We start from the raw sequence: 18931 nt of genomic DNA, 5'->3' as shown, positions 1-18931 counted from the left end.
AAATGACCACGAGCAAGCCCCGTATTGCCCTTGTCGGCTCCGGCCAGATGGGTTCGCTGCATGCGCGTGTCATCGCGCAGTCGGCTTTGTGCGAGTTGGAGTTGTTGATCGAGCCGCGCGAGGAACAGGGCAAAGCTGTTGCGGAGCGGTTCGATACGCGCTGGGCTGCGGATTTCGACACACTCGACGGTATCGACGCTGTGGTGATTGCCGCAGCCACACCGGCCCACTACGAGTTGGCCGGACGGGTTCTCGATCTGGGTAAGCCCGTTCTGGTGGAGAAGCCGTTGGCCGCGACGTACGAGCAGAGCGTCGACTTGGTCGATCGTTCACGCGCGTCCGGTGTTCCGCTGATGTGCGGTCTCCTCGAACGCTTCAATCCAGCTGTTCGCACTGCACGCGAGTTCTCCGGCGATGTGTGGCAGGTTAACGGTATTCGTCACTCTCCGTTTGTTTCTCGCATTCCGACCGGCGTTGCGACAGACTTGTTGATTCACGACATCGACTTGGCTATCGGATTTGCCGGCTCGGAGCCGAGTTTGGCTAAAGGCGAGTTCGGATACTTCCATCCGACTTCCGTGCAGAACCGGTCGGAAGATTGCGCCGACGCTGTTCTGCGTTTCGATTCGGGTGCGGTAGCGACTATTTCGGCCAGCCGAATCAGCCAGCGCAAGATCCGTCAACTGTCGTTGCTCGAGGCTGATCGACTCATCGAGATCGATCTGCTTCGTCGCGACATCACGATCTACCGTCACATCGACGACAACATGCCCACCGATCGGGACGGCTACCAGCAGCAGACGGTCATCGAGATTCCGACGATCCGTTACAGCGAGGAGCCGCTGGCAGCGCAGTTGACGCATTTCCTCGGGTTGGTGCAGGGAACGGGTGATGCGGACGGTGAGCGGGCGTCAATTCTGCCCGCTCACCGTGCGGTTCACGAAGTCACGGAATCTGCGCTCGCTGCGACGCTTTCTTCCTGATTGCGCCGCGTTCGGAACGCCCAGGCGCCTTGAGACAAGGCGACCAGTAGCCCGACGCCGGCGATGCCCCATCCGAATGTGCTTCCAGGCGGGGCGAATTCGATGGTGAGTGTCGATCCGGCGTCGGCGCTCGGCGGTAGATCGACTTGCAACAAGCCGCCGGGGCTGGCCTTCGTTTCCACCGACTGCCCGTCTACGGTTGCGGTCCAGCCGGGCCAGGCGAGCAGGGAGAAGGTGACCGTGCCTGATCCGGTGTACTCGACGGTTTCCCGGGTATCCGTTGCGGCGGCGTCGCCCTGAACATCGAGTCCCGGTGTGGTTGCGGAGACACGACCGTCCGGCCACTGGTGATCGGTGGTGCGGCGGCCGACCGTGACGACGCGATCGGGCGATACGGTCCAGTCGCTCTCGGGAAGGGCGTCGAGTGCGTTTTTTCCACCGTACGGTCCGGAATTCTGAACGACGACGGTATCGATGCGCATCGCGTCGAGCCAGGACACGCCGGTGCCCGGTGACTCGGCGAGTAGTCGATCGACTGCGTCGGGGCACTGGACGCCGCCGTAGTAGTTCAGGCACAGGGCTTGAACGAAGTCGTTGTAGCTGATTCCCGCGTAGCTGTTTACGGCGTCGACGCCCGCAGGCTGCCAGGCATTTCCGAACAGCAAATCTCCCCACTGTCCGGTTTGGTTGTCGAGCGGAATGTTGACGGGATCGGCGATGGCGAAAGTTGTTCCTTGGTATCGGTCTTCGAATTTCGATTCCAGGAACGCGATCTGCCGCGGGAACTTCCACGGTGTGACGTTGTAGTTTCCGGTGAACCAGAAGTTTGTCTGGGCGCTGAGCACTACGACGATTCCGGCCGCGAGTGCACCTGCCAGGTATCGGGGTTTCCGGTAGGCCACGATCAGAGCGACGGCCGTCAGAACCACGGTGATGAGCAGCGATGCGAAGTGAATGCCGATGTCTTCGGGGACATTCGACCAGGCGAGATAGAACTGGAGCGCCAACAATCCTGCGGTGATGATCGATCGCGCGCGGATTCGATCACGCTGCAAGCCTGCGGACAGAGCAACCGCCGCGACAACGATGGCGGGCAGTTGGCCGTATTCGAGAAGTCTTGCCGGCCAACGGAACAGCCACAGATTCGACGGGCCGAGAAGCAGCACCACGTAGATTCCGCCGAAGACGAAGAGCGAAACACTGTGACGCCCCAGCGCCTTGAGCGAACTCCATCGAATCCAGGGAGCAAGCGGGATCAGGAACCAAGCCAGGTAGACCAGGGGAATCGTCATGGCAGGTGATGCAAATGCCGTGACGTACGGCTGGTTGGAAGGTCCTGAAACGTTGATCAGATCACCGAGATCGGGGCGTAGCGAGCCGTCGTTCGCGATGCCGGACTGCGTGCGCACGGATACGCCGGTGGTGAACAGAAGTGGCAGGTACACGATCAGCGACATCATGATGATCGCCGTGGCACTGATGAGAAGTGACCGGATACTGCCTGCCCGTTTGATCGCGATGCATTCCGCGATGACGGCGATATAGACGACAGCGACGCCAACCGCTCCGTACGGGTTGCCGGTGGTCATGGCGAGATAGCCGAATGCTATCGGTACCAGCGGATTCACGCGCCCGAGTGCACTGGCCCGCGTCGACCACCACACGTGGGGGATCCACGCGAAGGCGATCAGTCCGGATGCCCAACTGGAAGCGTCGAAGTAGAGTGTGTAACCGGCGAATGGCATGGCAAATCCGGCGATGAATGCCATCGACCGGTTTGCGCCGTACTGCCGAGCCACGAGGTAGACACCGACGGCAAGTATCGCCATGAATTGCATTTTGACGAGCGTGATCCCGATGCCGAGGTTCGGAATGAGCGCGATGGCAACCGAATCCAGAAGGATCACGGGATTGTATGTCCCGTAAAGGGCTTCGGCGGTGACGTTTCCACCGGCCCACAATTCGGGAATGAGCGTCGGCCACGAACCGGACAGAATTCGTTCGCCGATCGTGTGCCATCCCGGCGTGAAAGCTGCTGCACTGTCGTCCCAGTAGTAGAACCAGCGATTGGAAATCAGTGGGATTGCCGCGACGATCGAAACCAGAGCGGCGAGCAGAATCGGCGGCACTACGCGTTGAGCAAGCGGCAAGTCAGATTTCACGATGTGCTTTCGTCGTCGAGTCGATGGCTGTACTTCGGAGCCCGGGGCGTGCCCTATCCCTCAGAGCCCTGTTTCTCAGTGCCCTGTTTCTCGGAGCCCATTTCCTTGGAGCGTAGTATTCCGACGAGTTCGAACTGCAGTCGGGGAAGAAGGAGATCGGCACGTGGCGACATCGCGGACGGAACCCGTTCGTGGGGAATCAGCTACGCCGGAGCTTTCGGTGGTCATCCCCGCATACAACTCAGGTGAGGTACTGGAGTCGACGGTGCGACAGTTCGCCGAGTACTTCAGCGCCAACCCTGCCAAGAGCACCAGCCCTGCCAAGAGCACCAGCCCAGTCGAGATCATCGTCGTGGAGAACGGTTCCACCGATAACACTGCGGACGTGTGTGCCGCGTTGTCGGCTGCCTGGTCTTGGCCGGGCGTGACTTTCCGTCCCATGACCAGTGACAAAGGCATGGGTGCGGCACTGCGCGCGGGAATCATCGCGTCACGGGGAGAGCGTGTGTTGCTCACCGCGGACGATCTGCCGTTCGGTTTCGGCGACATCGAAGGCGCGAACCGTGTGATGGCTGATTTGGGGTCTGTTCCTCCCGTGGTCATCGGTTCGAAGGCCCACGCGGAATCCGACGTGCAGCGTGGCCTGTTGAGAGCGATCATGACCGGTGGATTTGCCACCCTTCGACGAGCCATATTGGGTACCCGGACGGGTGATCCGCAGGGAACGTTCATCGTCGACGGCACCTTGGTGCGCCGGATCGCGCCGGCTTTGGCCGAGCGAGGTTTTCTGTTTACGACGGAACTGGACTACGCGCTGGAATTGGCGGGCGTGCGCCCTGTGGAGGTTCCGATTCGTCTCAGTGACGATCACCTCGCGCATGCAAGCCGGATTTCGCCCAAGGACGTCATTCAAATGGCAAACGGATTGTTGTCGCTTCGCCGGCGGAAGAAGGAGCTGGCCGCTGTGGCCGGCCCGGGGTACCGCGGGTAGAACCAGCGTGGCCTGGTGCATGCGGCAGGGGTGAGCGGGTTCGCGATACCCTGCGAGGTGTGGATACCGTGAAAGTGACCGATGGCCAGTCCGACACCGGGCAGTCCGACAGCGGGGTCGAGTTGATCGAACATCGTGCGAGCTCGGATCGCCTGGTAGCGCAGCGCACGTTGTTCACCGGAACCTCTCCCGTCGCCAGTGACGAGTTGTACGCCGTAACCAAGGTCGGCATGTCGACACGATCTCGGTTCGAACTGCGACTTCAGCCCGGAGCTGTTGCGCACACCAATACTTTCTTCGGTCGATTTCCGGCCAGCTACTGGCAGCGGTGGACGGCTGTCACCGAGGTCACCGTCACCGCGCGCGTCGTAGCCGAGACGGCCTGCCGCGTTCAAATTCAGGCGTCCGACATCGGTGGTCACCGTCGTATCGTGACCAATGTCGTTGTTACCGGAACCGAGCAGATTTCCATGACGGCGCCTCTCGACACTTTTGTCGACGGCGGCGCGCTGTGGTTGCAGTTCGAAGCGCAGGGCGGCGGCGCAGTTGTCGACGACGTCGAATGGTCCGTCGTTTCACCGAAGCTGATCCGGCCGGTAGCGGTAGCGATCTGCACGTTCAACCGCGCCGACGACTGTGCGCGCACCGTCGAGGCTCTTGCGTCCGACGAACGCGTGTTGGGGTTGCTCGACGCGTTGTACGTCGTCGATCAGGGCACCGATCCGGTGGAGAGTCGTGAGCTTTTCCAGGAAGTGTCGAAGAAGTTCGGATCGCGCCTGCAGTACCTGCGGCAGGCGAACCTGGGCGGTGCCGGCGGTTTCACGCGAGGACTGTACGAGGCGTCGGAGGCCGGACCGCACTCCGACGTGATTCTGATGGACGACGACATTCTGTGTGAACCGGAATCGGTCCTTCGACTGAGTGCGTTTGCGAACATGACAACGGAACCGGCCTTGATCGGCGCTCAGATGCTTTTCCTGTTCAATCCCGACTACTTGTTGGCTTCGGGTGAACGCGTCGATCTGGGCACCCTTCAGCGCGGTGTGCCGACCGACGAGCACGGGGTCCGTAACCGGAGCGTGCTCGAGAAGCTGCCGGAACGCCGGGTGGACGCCGAATACAACGGCTGGTGGACGTGCCTGATCCCCGCTGAAGCCATCGAACGCATCGGGCTGCCCCTGCCGGTGTTCTTCCAGTGGGACGACGTCGAGTACAGCCTGCGCGCCGGACGGGCCGGAATCCCCACCATCACGTTGCCGTCGGCCGCGGTCTGGCATGCCGACTTCTACTGGAAGGACGTCGACGGTTTTGCCCACTACTTCAGTACTCGCAACGGTCTGATCACCGCGGCACTCGATCCAGGGTTTGCGCCGAAGACACTGGCCAAGCAAATGGCGCGAGACATTTCGCATTCGATAGTCGGTTTGCAGTACGGCCTCGCGCACACACAGATCCGGGCGATCGAGGGATTCCTGGAAGGCCCGGCGGGCCTGGCCGACGGTGGACAGAAGGCATTGGCGACGATCAACCAGGAACGAAAGCGGTTCCCGGAGACGGTGACTCGTCCGGCGTCTGAGTTGCCGGGAAGGCTGCCGATTCGTCGCGTTGCGCCCAGTCCCAAGACCGGCCTGTGGACCGATCTTGTTCTTGCGAAACGCGCTGTGATGCAGGCTCGCAACCAGCTCGAGCGGGGTCCGGTGGCGATCTCCTACGAGGACGCGCAGTGGTGGCACGTCGGACGCTTCGATCATGTCTTCGTGACCGACGCTTCGCAGGGTGGCGTGCGTGAACGCCGCTTCGACAGTGAGACGGCTGCCGAGATGAGTGGTCGCCTTGCCGGCGTGATCAAGCGATTCCTGGCCGAATCGCCAAGTGTTGCTGAGGCATTCGCCCGGGAGTTCCCGCAGCTCACCAGCCGCGAGAACTGGGCTCGCCTGTACGAGAAGTGACTCTCACCTGACTATCTTGGCTATCACCTGTTCGTTGTCGAAGGTGTAACCGACGTACTCGAAGGAGATGCCGGTGCGTGTGACGTATTCCGTCCACGCCCGGTATTCGTGGTTCTGCCACCCGGGGTAGTTGAAGAATTCGTCGAACACGATGATCGATCCCGGGACTAGGCGGTCTCCGAGTAGATCGAGCACCGTTTTGGTCGACGAGTAGAGGTCGGCGTCGACGTGCAGGAACGCCACGGTTTCACGTTCCTGATCGAGGAAGGTCGGTAGTGTTTCCTCGAAGAGTCCTGGAACAAGTTGTGCCCCAGGTACTTCGGGGAGAGATTCCTGGGCGAACTCACCGGCCGGAAATCCGGTTCGCCATGTTTCCGGTAGCCCGGAGAACACGTCGAAGCCGGCAACGATGCCATCACGTTCGTGAAATTCGTCGGCGATGATCTTCAAGGTCGTTCCGGATGCGACGCCGAATTCGAGTGCCATTCCTGGAATCTCGACCAAATTCAATGCGTGTCGCAGTGTGTCGTGAGGATGACCGAACGTCTGCGCCACCCGCATGTGTTCCAGGATGAACGACGCGCTCGACGCGGTTGCTTCCAAATCGACTGCGTAGGCAAGGTCGCGGCGTTGGCGGAATTCCAGTTCGTCGATTCTGCTCCGAAGGCCCGCGATATCTTCGCGGGCCCCGGCCAGTTCGTCGTGCGAGCGTGTTAGTTCGTCGAGAATCTGCCGTGTGCGCTCGGCATTATGGCGGTCGGCGTTCTCGATCACCTCGGATACCGCACGCTGAAGCTTGGTCCTGGCGCTGGAACGGAACTGCTCGAACATGGCAACCTCTCGTCGGGATCACTCCCATGCTGCCAGGGTTCGGCCGTTACTGCCTTCGGCCCCGGTAATGATCCTTGATGCGGCGGGAGAGCACCTTGATCTCTCGCGTGCGTTCCGCCTGCAGACGGGCGTCGCTGCGTGCGGCGTTCCACGCGTTCTCCCGCTGTAGTTTCCGATAACTTCTGAGTCTCCGCTCGTCGATATCACCGCGTTCGAGTGCACCCACGACCGCGCACCCAGGCTCGGAGTTGTGTGCGCAATCGGAGAACCGGCAGGCCGAGATCAGTTCCTCGATCTCGGGGAACGTCTTGTCGATACCCTCGCCGGCGTTCCACATGCCGACGCCCCGCAGCCCCGGAGTGTCGATGAGCGTCCGGCCGCCGGAAAACGGAATCAGTTCTCTTGTCACGGTGGTGTGGCGTCCTTTGCCGTCGCCGGCCCGCACCCGGCCCGTTTCGAGTACGCAGCTCGCGGCGGTATCACCGAGGAGCGCATTGGCAAGAGTTGATTTGCCGGCGCCGGAAGGACCGAGTATCGCCACGGTGCCGTCCAGAACTGCGTCGAGTATGTCCATTCCCTCGCTGGTTTCGGCGCTGACGGCGAGCACTGTTGCGCCGGGTGCGACGGCGGAAACTTCGGCAAGAACGGCGGAAATATCAGGAGCTGCATCGGTTTTGGTGAGCGCGACGACCGGTGTTGCGCCGCTTTCCCATGCGAGTGCGAGTAGTCTCTCGATGCGTCCGAGGTCGACGTCACCGTCCGACGCCGTGGTGATGACGACGGTGTCGACGTTCGCGGCCAGTATCTGACCTTCGGATTTTCCGGATGCGGAGGATCGAACGATGCTGCTCGATCGTGGGAGTATCGAAGTGACCGTGGGTGTTTCGGTCTCGCCCGTGGTGTTGGCGAGCGCAGTGTTGGCGGGCGCAGTGTTGGTGACTGCAACCCAGTCGCCGGTGCACAGTGCATTGCTGCCACTGAGTGCGCGGACGGTACCGGTCGCGACGGCAACGTCACACTGGCCGCGGTCCACGCGTATGACGCGCCCAGGTTCCGTGTCAGGTGAATTGACAAGCAGTGCGTCGAATGTTTCCGAAAGTGTTGCGTTCCAACCGTATTCGGTCAGTAATGTGCTGTTTTCTGGCATGGTGAAGGTGTCCTCGAGTACGAAGAATCGTGAGTATTGACGGTGCGATAGGTGCAGAACACGACAGTCATCAATACTCACTCCTCGAAAATCTCAGGACGCACCATGCGTCGGTGCAGAATCGTCTCAGACGGTGGCAGAGCGGTGCAACCGAATTAAATTAACTCGGGCGCTCGAACTTCTCTTCCCGACCGAGTTTGCGCAGTCGCATCCATTCTCGCAGGCCGGCGGGATCGCGCCGCGTGATCAGGAAGTACCAGCCGAACCGAATCCATTCCTGCGGAAGCAGTTTGCGCATTCCGGGCTGTGCAAGGATGTACCCACGGTTGCGGTAGGTGAAGAAGCGCTTCGTATCGTTGTCCGGGTATTGCGTGTGCATCCGCCCGCCGAGAATCGGCTTGAATTCCTCGGCGCCGTTGGGATGTATGTAGGCGGTCTTCAGGCACGTGCCGAATTTCAGGCCGGATCGTACGAGTCGACGGTGTACTTCCACTTCGTCGCCGCGGACGAACAACCGAAGATCCGGAACACCGACGGCGTCTATGGCGTCGGCGGTGAACAGTGCGCCGTTGAAGAGGGATGCGATCCCCGGCAGAAGGTCCTCGTCGCCGAGTTCGGAGGTGTCGAGTTCGCTACGCAACCGACGCCACGAGGTGCCGCGGCGCAGGGGGAACGCCAGGCGGTCGGGATCGTCGATGTCGCAGACGACGGGAGAGACCTCGGCAAGGTCATGTCGCAGCGCGCAGGCAAGCAGGGTTTCGAGGACTTCGGGTCCCTCGGGGCGACCGTCGTCGTCGGCGAGCCAAACCCGGTCTGCACCGAGTGACAATGCATACAGAATGCCAAGGGCAAATCCTCCGGCACCGCCGAGATTGTGCTTCGAACCGATGTAGCTGGTGGGCAGGGAAGCGCCTTCGACCAGTTCACGCACCGCGTCTTCGTCGGCATTGTCGACGACAACGAGGTGATCGAGCGGCCGGGTCTGCGTGCTGAGCACCTTCAGCGATTCGGCCAGCAGTTCACGACGCTTGTGTGTGACGACGACCCCGATGATCTTCTCGGGTGTGCTCACGCGGGCGTCTCCCGTTCCATGTCTCTGATCACGTGGCGGACATGTTCGGCGGCGTCGTCGCCCTCGTAGGCACGGACGACGTCTTCGATGTCACCATGCATGCGGATCTGGCCGTGGTCGATCCACATCGCGCTGTTGCACAGTTGGGCGAGGAACTCGTTGGAGTGGCTTGCAAAGACCAGGATGCCGGAGCGTTCGACCAGTTTCTGCAGGCGTACGCGGGCCTTTTTCATGAATTCCGCGTCGACGGCGCCGATGCCTTCGTCGAGGAGCAGAATTTCCGGGTCGATGCTGGTGACAACACCCATGGCGACGCGCACGCGCATGCCGGTGGAGTAGGTGCGCAGTGGCATCGAGAGGTACTCGCCGAGTTCGGTGAATTCGGCGATCTCATCCATTTTCGCGAGCATCTGCTTGCGAGTCTGACCGAGGAACAGGCCCCGGATGATGATGTTCTCGTAGCCGGAAATTTCGGGATCCATACCGACACCGAGATCGAAGACCGGGGCGACGCGACCACGGATGGTTGCCGTTCCGCGGGTCGGTTCGTAGATCCCGGAGAGGAGTCGCAACAAGGTGGACTTGCCGGCGCCGTTATGGCCGACCAGTCCGATGCGGTCGCCTTCTTTGAGGGTCATCGTGATGTCGCGGAGAGCTTCGACGACAACAACATCGGAGTCGTTACGGCCGATGGATCCGCCGGCCTTACCGAGGAAAGCCTTCTTGAGCGAGCGGGATTTGGCGTCGAAGATCGGGAAGTCGACGCACGCGTTCTGCGTGTGGATGCTGACTGGCTGACTCATGTGTTTTTCCTCTAGACCCAGTAGGGCACGCGTGCCCGGTACTTGCGGAGTGCCAGGAGTGCGACTGCCCAGCCGACGACGGTGAGGGCGATGACGATGTACCAGTGGTATGCCTGCTGATCGGTTCCGATAAGTGGTGCTCGGATGATCTCGAGGTAGTGGTACAGCGGGTTGAGTTCGGCAAGCTTCACTCGCTCTGCGGCTTGCCCGCCCTGATCCTTGAGAGCCTGCGTCGTCCACATGATGGGGGTCAGCACGAACAGCAGCAGGGTGAGGCTGCCGAGGATGGGTGCGATGTCGCGGTACCGCGTGGAGAAGATGCCGAACACGATCGATACCCACAGTGTGTTCGCCACGATCAGCACGAATGCGGGTATTGCCGCGAGCGCCGTCCAGCTCATGTTCTGCCAGATGCTGAACGCGAACAGGAGGACTATGTAGATCGCGAAGTTGTGCGCAAAGAACAACACTTGACGCCACACCAGGCGATACACGTGCACGCTCAGCGCCGACGGCAGCTGCTTGATCAGGCCCTCGTTGGAAATGAAGACTTCGGAGCCCTCGAGGATGCTGGCGCTGATCAGGTTCCAGACGATCAACCCGACCGTGACGTACGGCAGGAACTCCTTGAGCGGGATGTTCAGCAGAGCGGAGTACAGGAGGCCCATCGCCGCGGCCTGGACACCGGTGGCGATGGTGATCCAGAAGGGGCCGATCACTGACCGGCGGTACCGCTGCTTGATGTCCTGCCAACCGAGGCTCAGCCACAACTCGCGCTGCCGTAGTCCATCGCGCAGGTCTTTGAAAGCGCGATGGAAGGTCTGGGAGTCGGACACGGGCACAGGTTGCTCCGACGTCTCGGATTCGGTTGCGGATGCTGACACGGAGGTCGAGCCTACCGGCCCCGGTGCAGTGCGAACTTTTCCTCGGGTGTTGTGGTGGCCGGAGTTACAGATATTGGCCGGTGCCGGGGGACTGTTGGTCGGGGTGCCCGGGGTTCCCCGGTGTGTGCGGGACGCCGATGCTCATGCCAGGAGGTAGTGCACCTTGACGCATTTGTTCGAGCTGGGCACGTGCCGCCATCTGCTGGGCGAACAGTGCTGTCTGAATGCCGTGGAAGAGGCCTTCCAGCCATCCGACCAGCTGTGCCTGTGCGATCCGCAGTTCTGCGTCGGTCGGAACGGAGTCGTCGGTGAAGGGCAGTGTCAACCGTTCGAGTTCTTCGCGGAGTTCCGGTGCGAGGCCCTGCTCGAGTTCACGGATCGAGGATCGGTGGATTTCCTTGAGCCGTACTCGGCTGGCGTCGTCGAGCGGTGCGGCGCGCACTTCCTCGAGGAGCTGTTTGATCATCGTGCCGATTCGCATGACCTTGGCCGGCTGCTCGACCATGTCGGCGATCGATTCGCCTTCGGGCTCCCTGGCGTCTTGCCGATCGGTGTTCGTCTCCGCGCCGTTTGTCTCCGCGCCGTCGGGGCCGATGACCAGTATCCGTTCTTCCTCTGGCTTGTTCATAGCTCCATCTTGTCGTGTCAGGGCGACAAACTGCACTTAACCCCGAAAAGGTAACCAAAAAGTAACTGTACTGACGGGTATTTCGGTGTCTGCCTTCGACTACAGAGCCGCATGCCCCTAGAGTGTCGAGCATGGCTTACGACGTTGCCCGCGTTCGGGGATTGATTCCCTCACTCGGTGACGGCTGGATCCACCTCGACCCGCAGGCGGGTATGCAGATTCCCGACGCAGTCTCTCGGACAGTGTCCACCGCATTCCGGGCAGCCGCGTCGTCGTCGTCCGGTCGGCACGTCTCGAACCGTCGTAGCGCGGCAATCCTGGACAGTGCTCGTTCCGCCGTTGCAGATCTCGTCGGCGGTGATCCTGCGGGTGTTGTCCTGGGCTCGGACCGGGCGGTCCTGCTGGCCTGGCTGGCGGAGTCTCTGAGTTCGCGACTGGGCCTCGGTACCGGTCTGGTGCTCTCCCGGCTCGACGAAGAAGCAAATGTGGCGCCCTGGCTGCGCGTCGCCGGTCGGTACGGCGCACAGGTGCGTTGGGCGGAAGTTGAAATCGAGACGTGCGAACTACCTAGTTGGCAGTTCAACGAGCTTATTACCTCCACGACGCGACTTGTAGCTTTGACTGCGGCTTCGCCGATCGTGGGTTCGGCGCCCAATGTGCGTGCTGCGGCGGATCGGCTGCACGAATTCGGCGGCCTCATGGTCGTCGACGCTGTTGGTGCTGCTCCCTACGCGCATTTGGATATGGCCGAACTCGGCGCAGACATCATCGCGGTCAGTGCGCCGTCCTGGGGTGGTCCGCAGGTTGGTGCGCTGGTGTTCCGCGATCCCGGCCTGCTCGACCGTATCCCCGCCGTCTCGCTCAACCCGTACGCGCGTGGTGCCGAACGTCTCGAAGTGGGTGGGCATCAGTTCGCGCTGCTGTCCGGGCTCACCGCGTCGATCGATTTTCTCGCAGGCCTCGATGAATCGGCCACTGGCAGTCGCCGCGAGCGCCTCGAAACGTCGATCAGTTCACTGCAGAACTATCAAGACGGCCTTTTCGAGCACCTGCTGCGGTCCCTGTCCGCGCTGTCGAATGTCATGGTCATCGGGCATGCACCGACGCGGGTTCCGACGGTCAGCTTCACGCTCGACGGTACGGCTGCCGACAAGGTGGCAGCGCATCTCGCAGACAAGCGGATTGCGGTCATGAGCGGCACTCACGGCAATTCGCGCCTCCTCGACGCGTTGGGTGTCAACGACGAGGGTGGCGCGGTCACGATCGGGTTGGCGCCGTATACGACGCGATACGAGATCAACCAACTTGTTGCCGAACTCGGCACGCTCGGCTGATCTCGTACCTGTTACGTCACTTCACGGTGAGGATGACCTTGCCTACCGTTTCGGGCGAATCCAGCAATTGGTGAGCTAACGGCGCTTCGGTGATCGGAAGCTCAATGGAAACGACCGGTTGGACGGAACCGTCGGCGATCAACGGCCACAGTTTGGCTCGAACGTCGGCCACGATTTCGGCTTTTCCGCCTGGCCCCGTTATCGGACGCCCACGTAGGCCCGTCGCGGTGATGCTTCCGCGTTTCCCCAACAACTTGCCGATGTCGACTTCGCCCTTGCGTCCGCCCTGCATCCCGATGACGACGATGTGCCCGTCCGCCGCGAGGGCGTCCACGTTCCGGCCCAGGTACGACGCTCCCATGTTGTCGAGAATGATGTCCGCGCCGTGTCCGTCGGTGGCTTCGGCGAGAGCGGCGACAAAGTCCTGTTCGCGGTAGTTGATCGTGATGTCCGCACCCAGCTCACGGCAGCGCGCCAGTTTTTCCTCCGAGCCGGCGGTCACGGCAACTCGCGCACCGAGAGCTTTGCCGACCTGGATGGCGTGAGTTCCGATTCCGCCGCCACCCCCGTGGATCAGCAGAGTGTGTCCGCGGCGCAGTCCGGCGCGCATGACCACGTTGGACCAGACCGTGCAGGCGACTTCCGGCAAGGATGCCGCGACTCGCAGATCCACTCCCTCGGGTACCGGAAGGAGTTGTGTCGCAGGTACTGCCACCTTCTCGGCATATCCGCCACCGGCAAGCAGTGCGCACACTTCGTCGCCGACAGCCCATTCGGTGACACCTTCGCCGAGCTGGCTGACGACGCCGGAGCATTCGAGTCCGAGGACGTCACTCGTGCCGGGGGGCGGCGGGTAGAAACCTTGGCGTTGCAGGAGGTCCGCTCGGTTGACGGCGGTCGCGGCGACGTCAACCAGAACATGCCCGCGAGGCACTTCCGGATCGGGCTGCTGCGCCCAGGTCATGACCTCGGGGCCGCCGGGCTGGTCGATAGTGATGGCGTACATGGATACGACGCTAGCGAATCGCCCCGCAATAGGAGGGGTTGGCGCTACCGTCGCTGTCGTGACTTACTTCGGGAACATGCAGAACGAGATCTACCTGAGCGGCCTGGGCGGCACCGTCCCGTCGCTGCCCATGACAGCGGCTGGGCTGGAAGCTGCCGCGCGTGAGCAACTCTCACCCGAAGCCTTCGGATATATCGCGGGCAGCGCTTCGACCGAACGCACCGCAGCATCGAACCTCCGGGCGTTCGAGAAGCACGCGATAGTGCCACGCATGTTTCGAGGTGCCGCCGCCCCCGATGCCCGTGATCTGAGCGTCGAGGTGCTCGGTACGCGTTTGGCTGCGCCGATTTTGACCGCGCCGGTCGGAGTACTCGGCTTGGTACACGACGACGCAGAGGTTGCGGTCGGTTCGGTCACGTCGGAATTGGGTATCGGCTCGGTTTTGTCGACTGCGGCCTCGTCGACCATCGAAGATGTCGGCGCGGTGTCGGGAGATAACTGGTGGTACCAGTTGTACTGGCCGGCGGACGACGAGCTTGCCGAATCGCTTGTCCGCCGTGCTGACATCGCGGGAGCGAAGGCCATCGTGGTGACGGCCGATACGCCCGGCATGGGTTGGCGTCCAAGGGATCTGGAACTGGGGCACTTGCCGTTCCTGCGGGCGAAAGGCATCGCGAACTATCTGTCCGATCCGGTCTTCCGTGCAAAGTTGGCGACACCGCCCGAGGAAAGTGCGGAGGCACTGCAGATTGCGGTTCTGACGTGGGTGTCGCTGTTCGGCAATCACGCCGTTCGGATGGCAGATATTGCGAAACTTCGCCAGTGGACGTCACTTCCGATCGCGGTCAAGGGAATTGTCCATCCCGACGACGCTCGCGCCGCGGTTGCGGCCGGTGCCGACGGAATCATCGTGAGCAACCACGGTGGTCGTCAGGTGGACGGGGCGATATCCGCGTTGGACGCGTTGGGGCCCATAGCGTCGGCCGTCGGACACGAAGCTGACATCCTGATGGATTCGGGTATTCGGTGTGGTGCGGACGTGATCATCGCGCTGGCGCTCGGAGCAAAGGCGGTTTTGTACGGGCGGCCGTGGGTATACGGCTTGGGATTGGCCGGAGCGGACGGCGTCCGCCATGCTTTGCGGAGCCTGCTCGCCGATTTCGATCTCACGATGGGACTGGCTGGGGTGTCGTCGGTGGGGGAAATCGACAGGTCCCTATTGGTGGCCACTTCCGGACATTAGCGCCCTTGGCCGCTTCAGGACTTCAGGCCTGTGAAGAAGACTGAATGTGGCGTATGCAGGTCTAAACTGGGGAGCCGTGACAACTGACACTACAACCGACGAGGCACCCGTACTCCGGGAGCCGTCCAGCGTACCGGCGGAAACGTCGCCTTCGCAGCAGGAAATGCTGCCTTCGCAGCAGGAAATGCTGCCCGCGCAGCAAGAGACTCCGTGGCTGACGCCTGCCGAGATGCGTGCCTGGCGCGGCTACATGGACGGCAATCAGCGGCTCATGGAGGTCTTGAACCGGGAGCTGCAGGATTCGCATGATCTCTCGTTGGCGGATTACCGCATCCTCGTGATGTTGTCGGAAGCCCCGGACGGTTCAACTCGGATGAGTGACTTGGCAGACGGTGTCCTGTCCTCTCGTAGCCGCCTCACGCACCAGATCCGTCGCATGGAGTCTCAGGGCATAGTCGAGCGCACTACCTGCGCCGAGGACGGGCGTGGCGTGCTTGCGCAGATCACCGACGAGGGCCGACGACGCCTCGCTGCTGCCGCACCCACCCACGTCGCCGGCGTGCGCAAAAATCTCGTGGATTTGTTGACGCCCAATGAACTGGAAGTGCTGGCAGACGTCTTCTCGAAGGTTGACGCGGCCATCGGCGATCGCTGAGTAACGGGGAGCCGTTTTCACAGTTCGCGAGTGCACCGGATAGTATCGCCCACGGAAGCGTGGCAGAGCGGCCGAATGCACTCGCCTTGAAAGCGAGCGTGGCGTTAAACCCACCGGGGGTTCAAATCCCTCCGCTTCCGCCAACAGTCCCTCACCTGCTTGCGCAGGTGGGGGACTTTTTTGTCGCCAGCTGCAGAGACACGGTTCAATCTATTTGTTGCAGTACGCAACCTTGCGGGGATATTCAAGAATGAATCGCGGATTTGTGGATGTTCAACTGAACAGTTAGGCCACTAATTCGCGTAATTACCTGACCATTCGGATAGGTATTGACGTGGACTTGGGCAACTTTTATTTCCACTTCGATGTTTTGCAATCGAAAGCATATTAGAGAAGCGCCGCGATGCGGTGTCGCGCCGTAACTGTGCTGACTGACTATTGTTATTGTTCGGTGACCGAAAAAATGAAATAAGTTCTGTCCGTTACTGTTTCGACTCCGAATTCAGGAACTCTCCCTAAGTTGGCAGAGCAGAGCAACCCCACCATTCGGTACGAAATGTGCAACCATGGCACCGGCGCCTTCGGTTGGATATTCGCTGTCGGTGTTAACCGCGCACCGTCGTTCGTACGCGTAACGAGAAAAATCGAGACCTATTACGGTCTTATTACTCGGAGGTGGTTTTACCGATGCTCGCCGAACCCGTTATAAATAGTGGTGACACGGCCTGGGTGCTCATTTCCGCAGGGCTTGTCCTCTTTATGGTTCCAGGTCTCGCGTTCTTCTACGCTGGATTGGTGCGCGGCAGTAACGCGCTGGTGATGTTGCAGCAGAACCTGGTTCCGCTCGGCTTGGTGTCCATCACCTGGGTTGTCTTCGGCTACAGCTTTGCGTTCAGCGGCGACTGGGGATCCGGCTTCCTCGGCGACTTGAAACTCTTCGGCTTGCAGGACATTCACACCGCAGCCGCGCCGGGATTCCACTTGATCGAGGGGGCTGTTGCAGTCCCGACCTTGGCGTTTGTCGCCTATCAGATGATGTTCGCGATCATCACGCCTGCTTTGATCACCGGTGCCACGGCAAACCGTCTCAAGCCGTTGGGGTGGGCTGTTCTCCTTGTTCTGTGGTCGATCATCGTCTATCCCCCGATCGCCCACTGGCTCTTCAATCCTGAAGGCTGGTTGGCGCTCCGTGGGGCGCAGGACTGGGCCGGCGGAATCGTCGTCCACGCGTCGGCGGGCGCCGCAGCACTCGCGATCTTGTTGGTTGTCGGCAAACGCCCGGGCTGGCCGAACGCGGAAGCCGTTCCTCACTCCGTTCCGTTGGCTCTGGTCGGCGCTGGCATCTTGTGGTTCGGCTGGTTCGGTTTCAACGCCGGCGACGGTCTGGCTGCGGATGGTGTTGCGGCGCAAGCCTTGATCAACACTCACATTGCCGCTGCCGGCGGCATGGTCGTCTGGCTGGTCATCGAGCGATACACCGAGGGTAAAGCCACGGCGATCGGTGGAATCACCGGCGCGGTCGGAGGTTTGGCGACCATCACACCCTGCGCGGGCTTCGTGAGTACGTTCTCCGCCTTGGCAATTGGTGTGCTTGCCGGATTGATCTGCCACTTCGGATTGGCGCTCAAGTCCATTTTCAAGTTCGACGACGCACTCGACGTCATCGCCGTCCACTTTGTCGGCGGCATCCTCGGATCGCTGCTTCTCGGTTTGTTTGCAGAGAAGGCGATCAACCCGATCGGCCGCGACGGACTTCTGTTCGGTGGCGGCCTCGGTCTACTCGGTGAGCAGGCTTTGGCTCTGATCACCGTCATCGCCTTCTCGTTTGTCGTGACCTGGTTGATCGCCATGGGAATCGAGAAGACGATCGGGCTCAAGCTGGCTCCGAAAGACCAGGTGAATATCGACCGTCGTCAGCAAGGCATGGACGCCTACCGCTACAACCCGGCGTTTGTCGAAGCAGGTGGAGCACCGCAATCGACCGGGTTCGACGGGGGAGTCGTAGCCGACGGAGAAAAGCTTGCTCCACATCCCGATGCGCCGAAGCATGAACTGATCACTGCGGTCCTCCAGACCATCGAGTCGGAGAAGTTGCGTGAGGCATTGCTGGCTGCGGGAGCGGAGTCGATCGTGGTTTCGGAAGCCCATGTGTCCGCGAGTGATTCGGATTCTCTCAAGTTCCGCGGCCAACGCAACGACGTCGTCTTCACCGACCGATTGCGGGTCGAAGTTCTTGTACCGTCCGACCGCGCCAAAGCCGTGCTCGACGCAATCAACCGGCACTCCCTCGGAAGGAGGAGCGGATTTGTGCAGCAATCCGCGGAACCGTTGTCGGGGTCGAGCGCACCCGGTACCGGGACCTGACCAGCTTTCCAGCTGACCACACGGAAGTGAAGAGTATGAGCGAGAAGGAGTTGTCGGAATGCATCTGACACCGAGAGAACTCGACAAGCTGACGATCCTCATGTTGGCTGACGTGGCTCTGCGACGAAAAGCAAAGGGGCTCAAGCTTAATCACCCGGAGTCGGTAGCTGTCATCACGGCGGCTGCATTGGAGGGTGCTCGCGAGGGGAAAACTCTCGAGGAAGTCATGGCGGACGCGTCGCACGCATTGACCGTCGACGACGTCATGGACGGTGTCGCGGACATGATTCCGCGCGTGCAGGTCGAGGCGGTGTTCCTCGACGGTAGCCGCCTCGTCACCGTGCATTCGCCCATCCAGTAGCCGTAACGAACTCAGGCCGAAAGACCAACTCAGGAGCACCCGAAGATGGCAACAAAATCATCGAAGAAGAATTCCGGCGACGAGAAGAAGGTTCCAGTCGGGGGATACGTCCTGCGGGATGAACCGATCGAGATCAACGAAGGTCGGCCGCGTCTGAAGCTGCGTGTGCGAAATACGGGTGACCGGCCCATTCAAGTGGGATCGCACTATCACTTCATGGAGGTCAATCGAGCATTGTCCTTCGATCGCGAGAAGGCGTTCGGCTGGCGTCTGGACATCCCGGCCGGTACTGCCGTGCGCTTTGAACCGGGAGACGAGAAGGAAGTGACGTTGGTGCCGTTCGGCGGCAAGCAGCGCGCCCACGGATTCAACAGTTTGGTGGACGGTTGGGCTCCCACGCACGCCGCGTATCGCCCGCGCTTGCCCCGTGCCGTCGCTCTTGCAGATGAGCTCGGCTTCTTGTCCGAACCACAATCCGACTGAGCCTCGTTCACGGTGGCCGAAGGAGAGCAATACTC

17 protein-coding genes and 1 tRNA gene are annotated in these 18931 nt (G+C 61.3%); 10 read left to right on the top strand and 8 right to left on the bottom strand.

The window, feature by feature from the left end; translation table 11 throughout:
* Window positions 1-2 precede the first annotated feature (2 nt).
* A complete protein-coding gene (locus tag RG2_RS24355; RefSeq protein ID WP_033235138.1) occupies window positions 3-983 on the top strand; it encodes a Gfo/Idh/MocA family protein in 981 nt (326 codons plus the stop codon).
* On the opposite strand, the gene RG2_RS24350 is transcribed toward RG2_RS24355, so the two are convergent.
* Entirely contained in the window at window positions 938-3145 is a 2208-nt protein-coding gene (locus RG2_RS24350) for a putative glycosyltransferase family protein (protein WP_033235137.1), read from the bottom strand. The two genes, RG2_RS24355 and RG2_RS24350, sit on opposite strands and share 46 nt — an antisense overlap.
* A gap of 163 nt (window positions 3146-3308) precedes the next feature.
* Here RG2_RS24350 and RG2_RS24345 point away from each other — a divergent pair, with 163 nt between their 5' ends.
* Entirely contained in the window at window positions 3309-4136 is an 828-nt protein-coding gene (locus tag RG2_RS24345; RefSeq protein WP_033235136.1) for a glycosyltransferase, read from the top strand.
* Window positions 4137-4204: 68 nt separating this feature from the next.
* Window positions 4205-6085, top strand: a complete 1881-nt coding sequence (locus RG2_RS24340) for a glycosyltransferase (RefSeq protein ID WP_051730594.1) — start codon at window positions 4205-4207, stop codon at window positions 6083-6085.
* A 3-nt stretch (window positions 6086-6088) separates the two neighbouring features.
* Here RG2_RS24340 and RG2_RS24335 read toward each other — a convergent pair whose 3' ends face one another.
* The 6 genes from RG2_RS24335 to RG2_RS24310 all read right to left on the bottom strand — a co-directional run bounded on the left by RG2_RS24335 (window position 6089) and on the right by RG2_RS24310 (window position 11450).
* Window positions 6089-6916, bottom strand: coding sequence for a TylF/MycF/NovP-related O-methyltransferase (locus RG2_RS24335; protein WP_033235135.1), 828 nt, complete (start codon window positions 6914-6916; stop codon window positions 6089-6091).
* Between the two features lie 46 nt (window positions 6917-6962).
* Window positions 6963-8063: a ribosome small subunit-dependent GTPase A gene (rsgA, locus tag RG2_RS24330; RefSeq protein WP_033235229.1), complete on the bottom strand. Its 1101-nt coding sequence runs from the start codon at window positions 8061-8063 to the stop codon at window positions 6963-6965.
* 160 nt (window positions 8064-8223) lie between these two features.
* Entirely contained in the window at window positions 8224-9135 is a 912-nt protein-coding gene (gene glfT1 / locus RG2_RS24325; protein WP_033235134.1) for a galactofuranosyltransferase GlfT1, read from the bottom strand.
* Window positions 9132-9938, bottom strand: coding sequence for a galactan export ABC transporter ATP-binding subunit Wzt/RfbE (wzt, locus tag RG2_RS24320; protein WP_033235133.1), 807 nt, complete (start codon window positions 9936-9938; stop codon window positions 9132-9134). The genes glfT1 and wzt overlap by 4 nt, the downstream gene beginning before the upstream one ends.
* A gap of 11 nt (window positions 9939-9949) precedes the next feature.
* Window positions 9950-10822 (bottom strand): galactan export ABC transporter permease subunit Wzm/RfbD, encoded by an 873-nt coding sequence (gene wzm / locus RG2_RS24315; protein WP_033235132.1) that lies wholly within the window; start codon window positions 10820-10822, stop codon window positions 9950-9952.
* Between the two features lie 64 nt (window positions 10823-10886).
* Window positions 10887-11450 (bottom strand): bacterial proteasome activator family protein, encoded by a 564-nt coding sequence (locus RG2_RS24310; RefSeq protein ID WP_033235131.1) that lies wholly within the window; start codon window positions 11448-11450, stop codon window positions 10887-10889.
* A gap of 131 nt (window positions 11451-11581) precedes the next feature.
* Between RG2_RS24310 and RG2_RS24305 the strand changes: the two genes are divergently transcribed.
* Entirely contained in the window at window positions 11582-12784 is a 1203-nt protein-coding gene (locus RG2_RS24305; protein WP_033235130.1) for a cysteine desulfurase-like protein, read from the top strand.
* Window positions 12785-12800: 16 nt separating this feature from the next.
* Here the strand turns inward: RG2_RS24305 and RG2_RS24300 are convergent, their stop codons facing one another.
* Entirely contained in the window at window positions 12801-13790 is a 990-nt protein-coding gene (locus tag RG2_RS24300) for an NAD(P)H-quinone oxidoreductase (RefSeq protein ID WP_033235129.1), read from the bottom strand.
* On the opposite strand from RG2_RS24300, the gene RG2_RS24295 reads away from it, so the two are divergent.
* The 6 genes from RG2_RS24295 (at window position 13789) to RG2_RS24270 (ending at window position 18896) form a co-directional block, all read left to right on the top strand.
* A complete protein-coding gene (locus RG2_RS24295) occupies window positions 13789-15033 on the top strand; it encodes an alpha-hydroxy-acid oxidizing protein (RefSeq protein ID WP_033235228.1) in 1245 nt (414 codons plus the stop codon). The genes RG2_RS24300 and RG2_RS24295 overlap by 2 nt on opposite strands.
* A gap of 184 nt (window positions 15034-15217) precedes the next feature.
* On the top strand, window positions 15218-15688 hold the full coding sequence (locus tag RG2_RS24290; RefSeq protein ID WP_033235227.1) for a MarR family winged helix-turn-helix transcriptional regulator: 471 nt from the start codon (window positions 15218-15220) through the stop codon (window positions 15686-15688).
* A gap of 53 nt (window positions 15689-15741) precedes the next feature.
* Window positions 15742-15831: transfer RNA gene (locus tag RG2_RS24285), tRNA-Ser, on the top strand.
* Window positions 15832-16375: 544 nt separating this feature from the next.
* The gene (gene amt, locus RG2_RS24280) at window positions 16376-18052 is read left to right on the top strand and encodes an ammonium transporter (protein WP_033235128.1); all 1677 of its coding nucleotides are present in this window, start codon (window positions 16376-16378) and stop codon (window positions 18050-18052) included.
* Between the two features lie 58 nt (window positions 18053-18110).
* The gene (locus RG2_RS24275) at window positions 18111-18413 is read left to right on the top strand and encodes an urease subunit gamma (RefSeq protein WP_033235127.1); all 303 of its coding nucleotides are present in this window, start codon (window positions 18111-18113) and stop codon (window positions 18411-18413) included.
* A gap of 45 nt (window positions 18414-18458) precedes the next feature.
* Window positions 18459-18896: an urease subunit beta gene (locus tag RG2_RS24270; RefSeq protein ID WP_033235126.1), complete on the top strand. Its 438-nt coding sequence runs from the start codon at window positions 18459-18461 to the stop codon at window positions 18894-18896.
* Window positions 18897-18931 lie beyond the last annotated feature (35 nt).

This window comes from Rhodococcus globerulus NBRC 14531 (assembly GCF_001894805.1).
Lineage (GTDB): Bacteria > Actinomycetota > Actinomycetes > Mycobacteriales > Mycobacteriaceae > Rhodococcus_F > Rhodococcus_F globerula.
The sequence above is the reverse complement of the archived record's forward strand: the minus strand, read 5'-3'. Positions and strand labels throughout refer to the sequence as shown.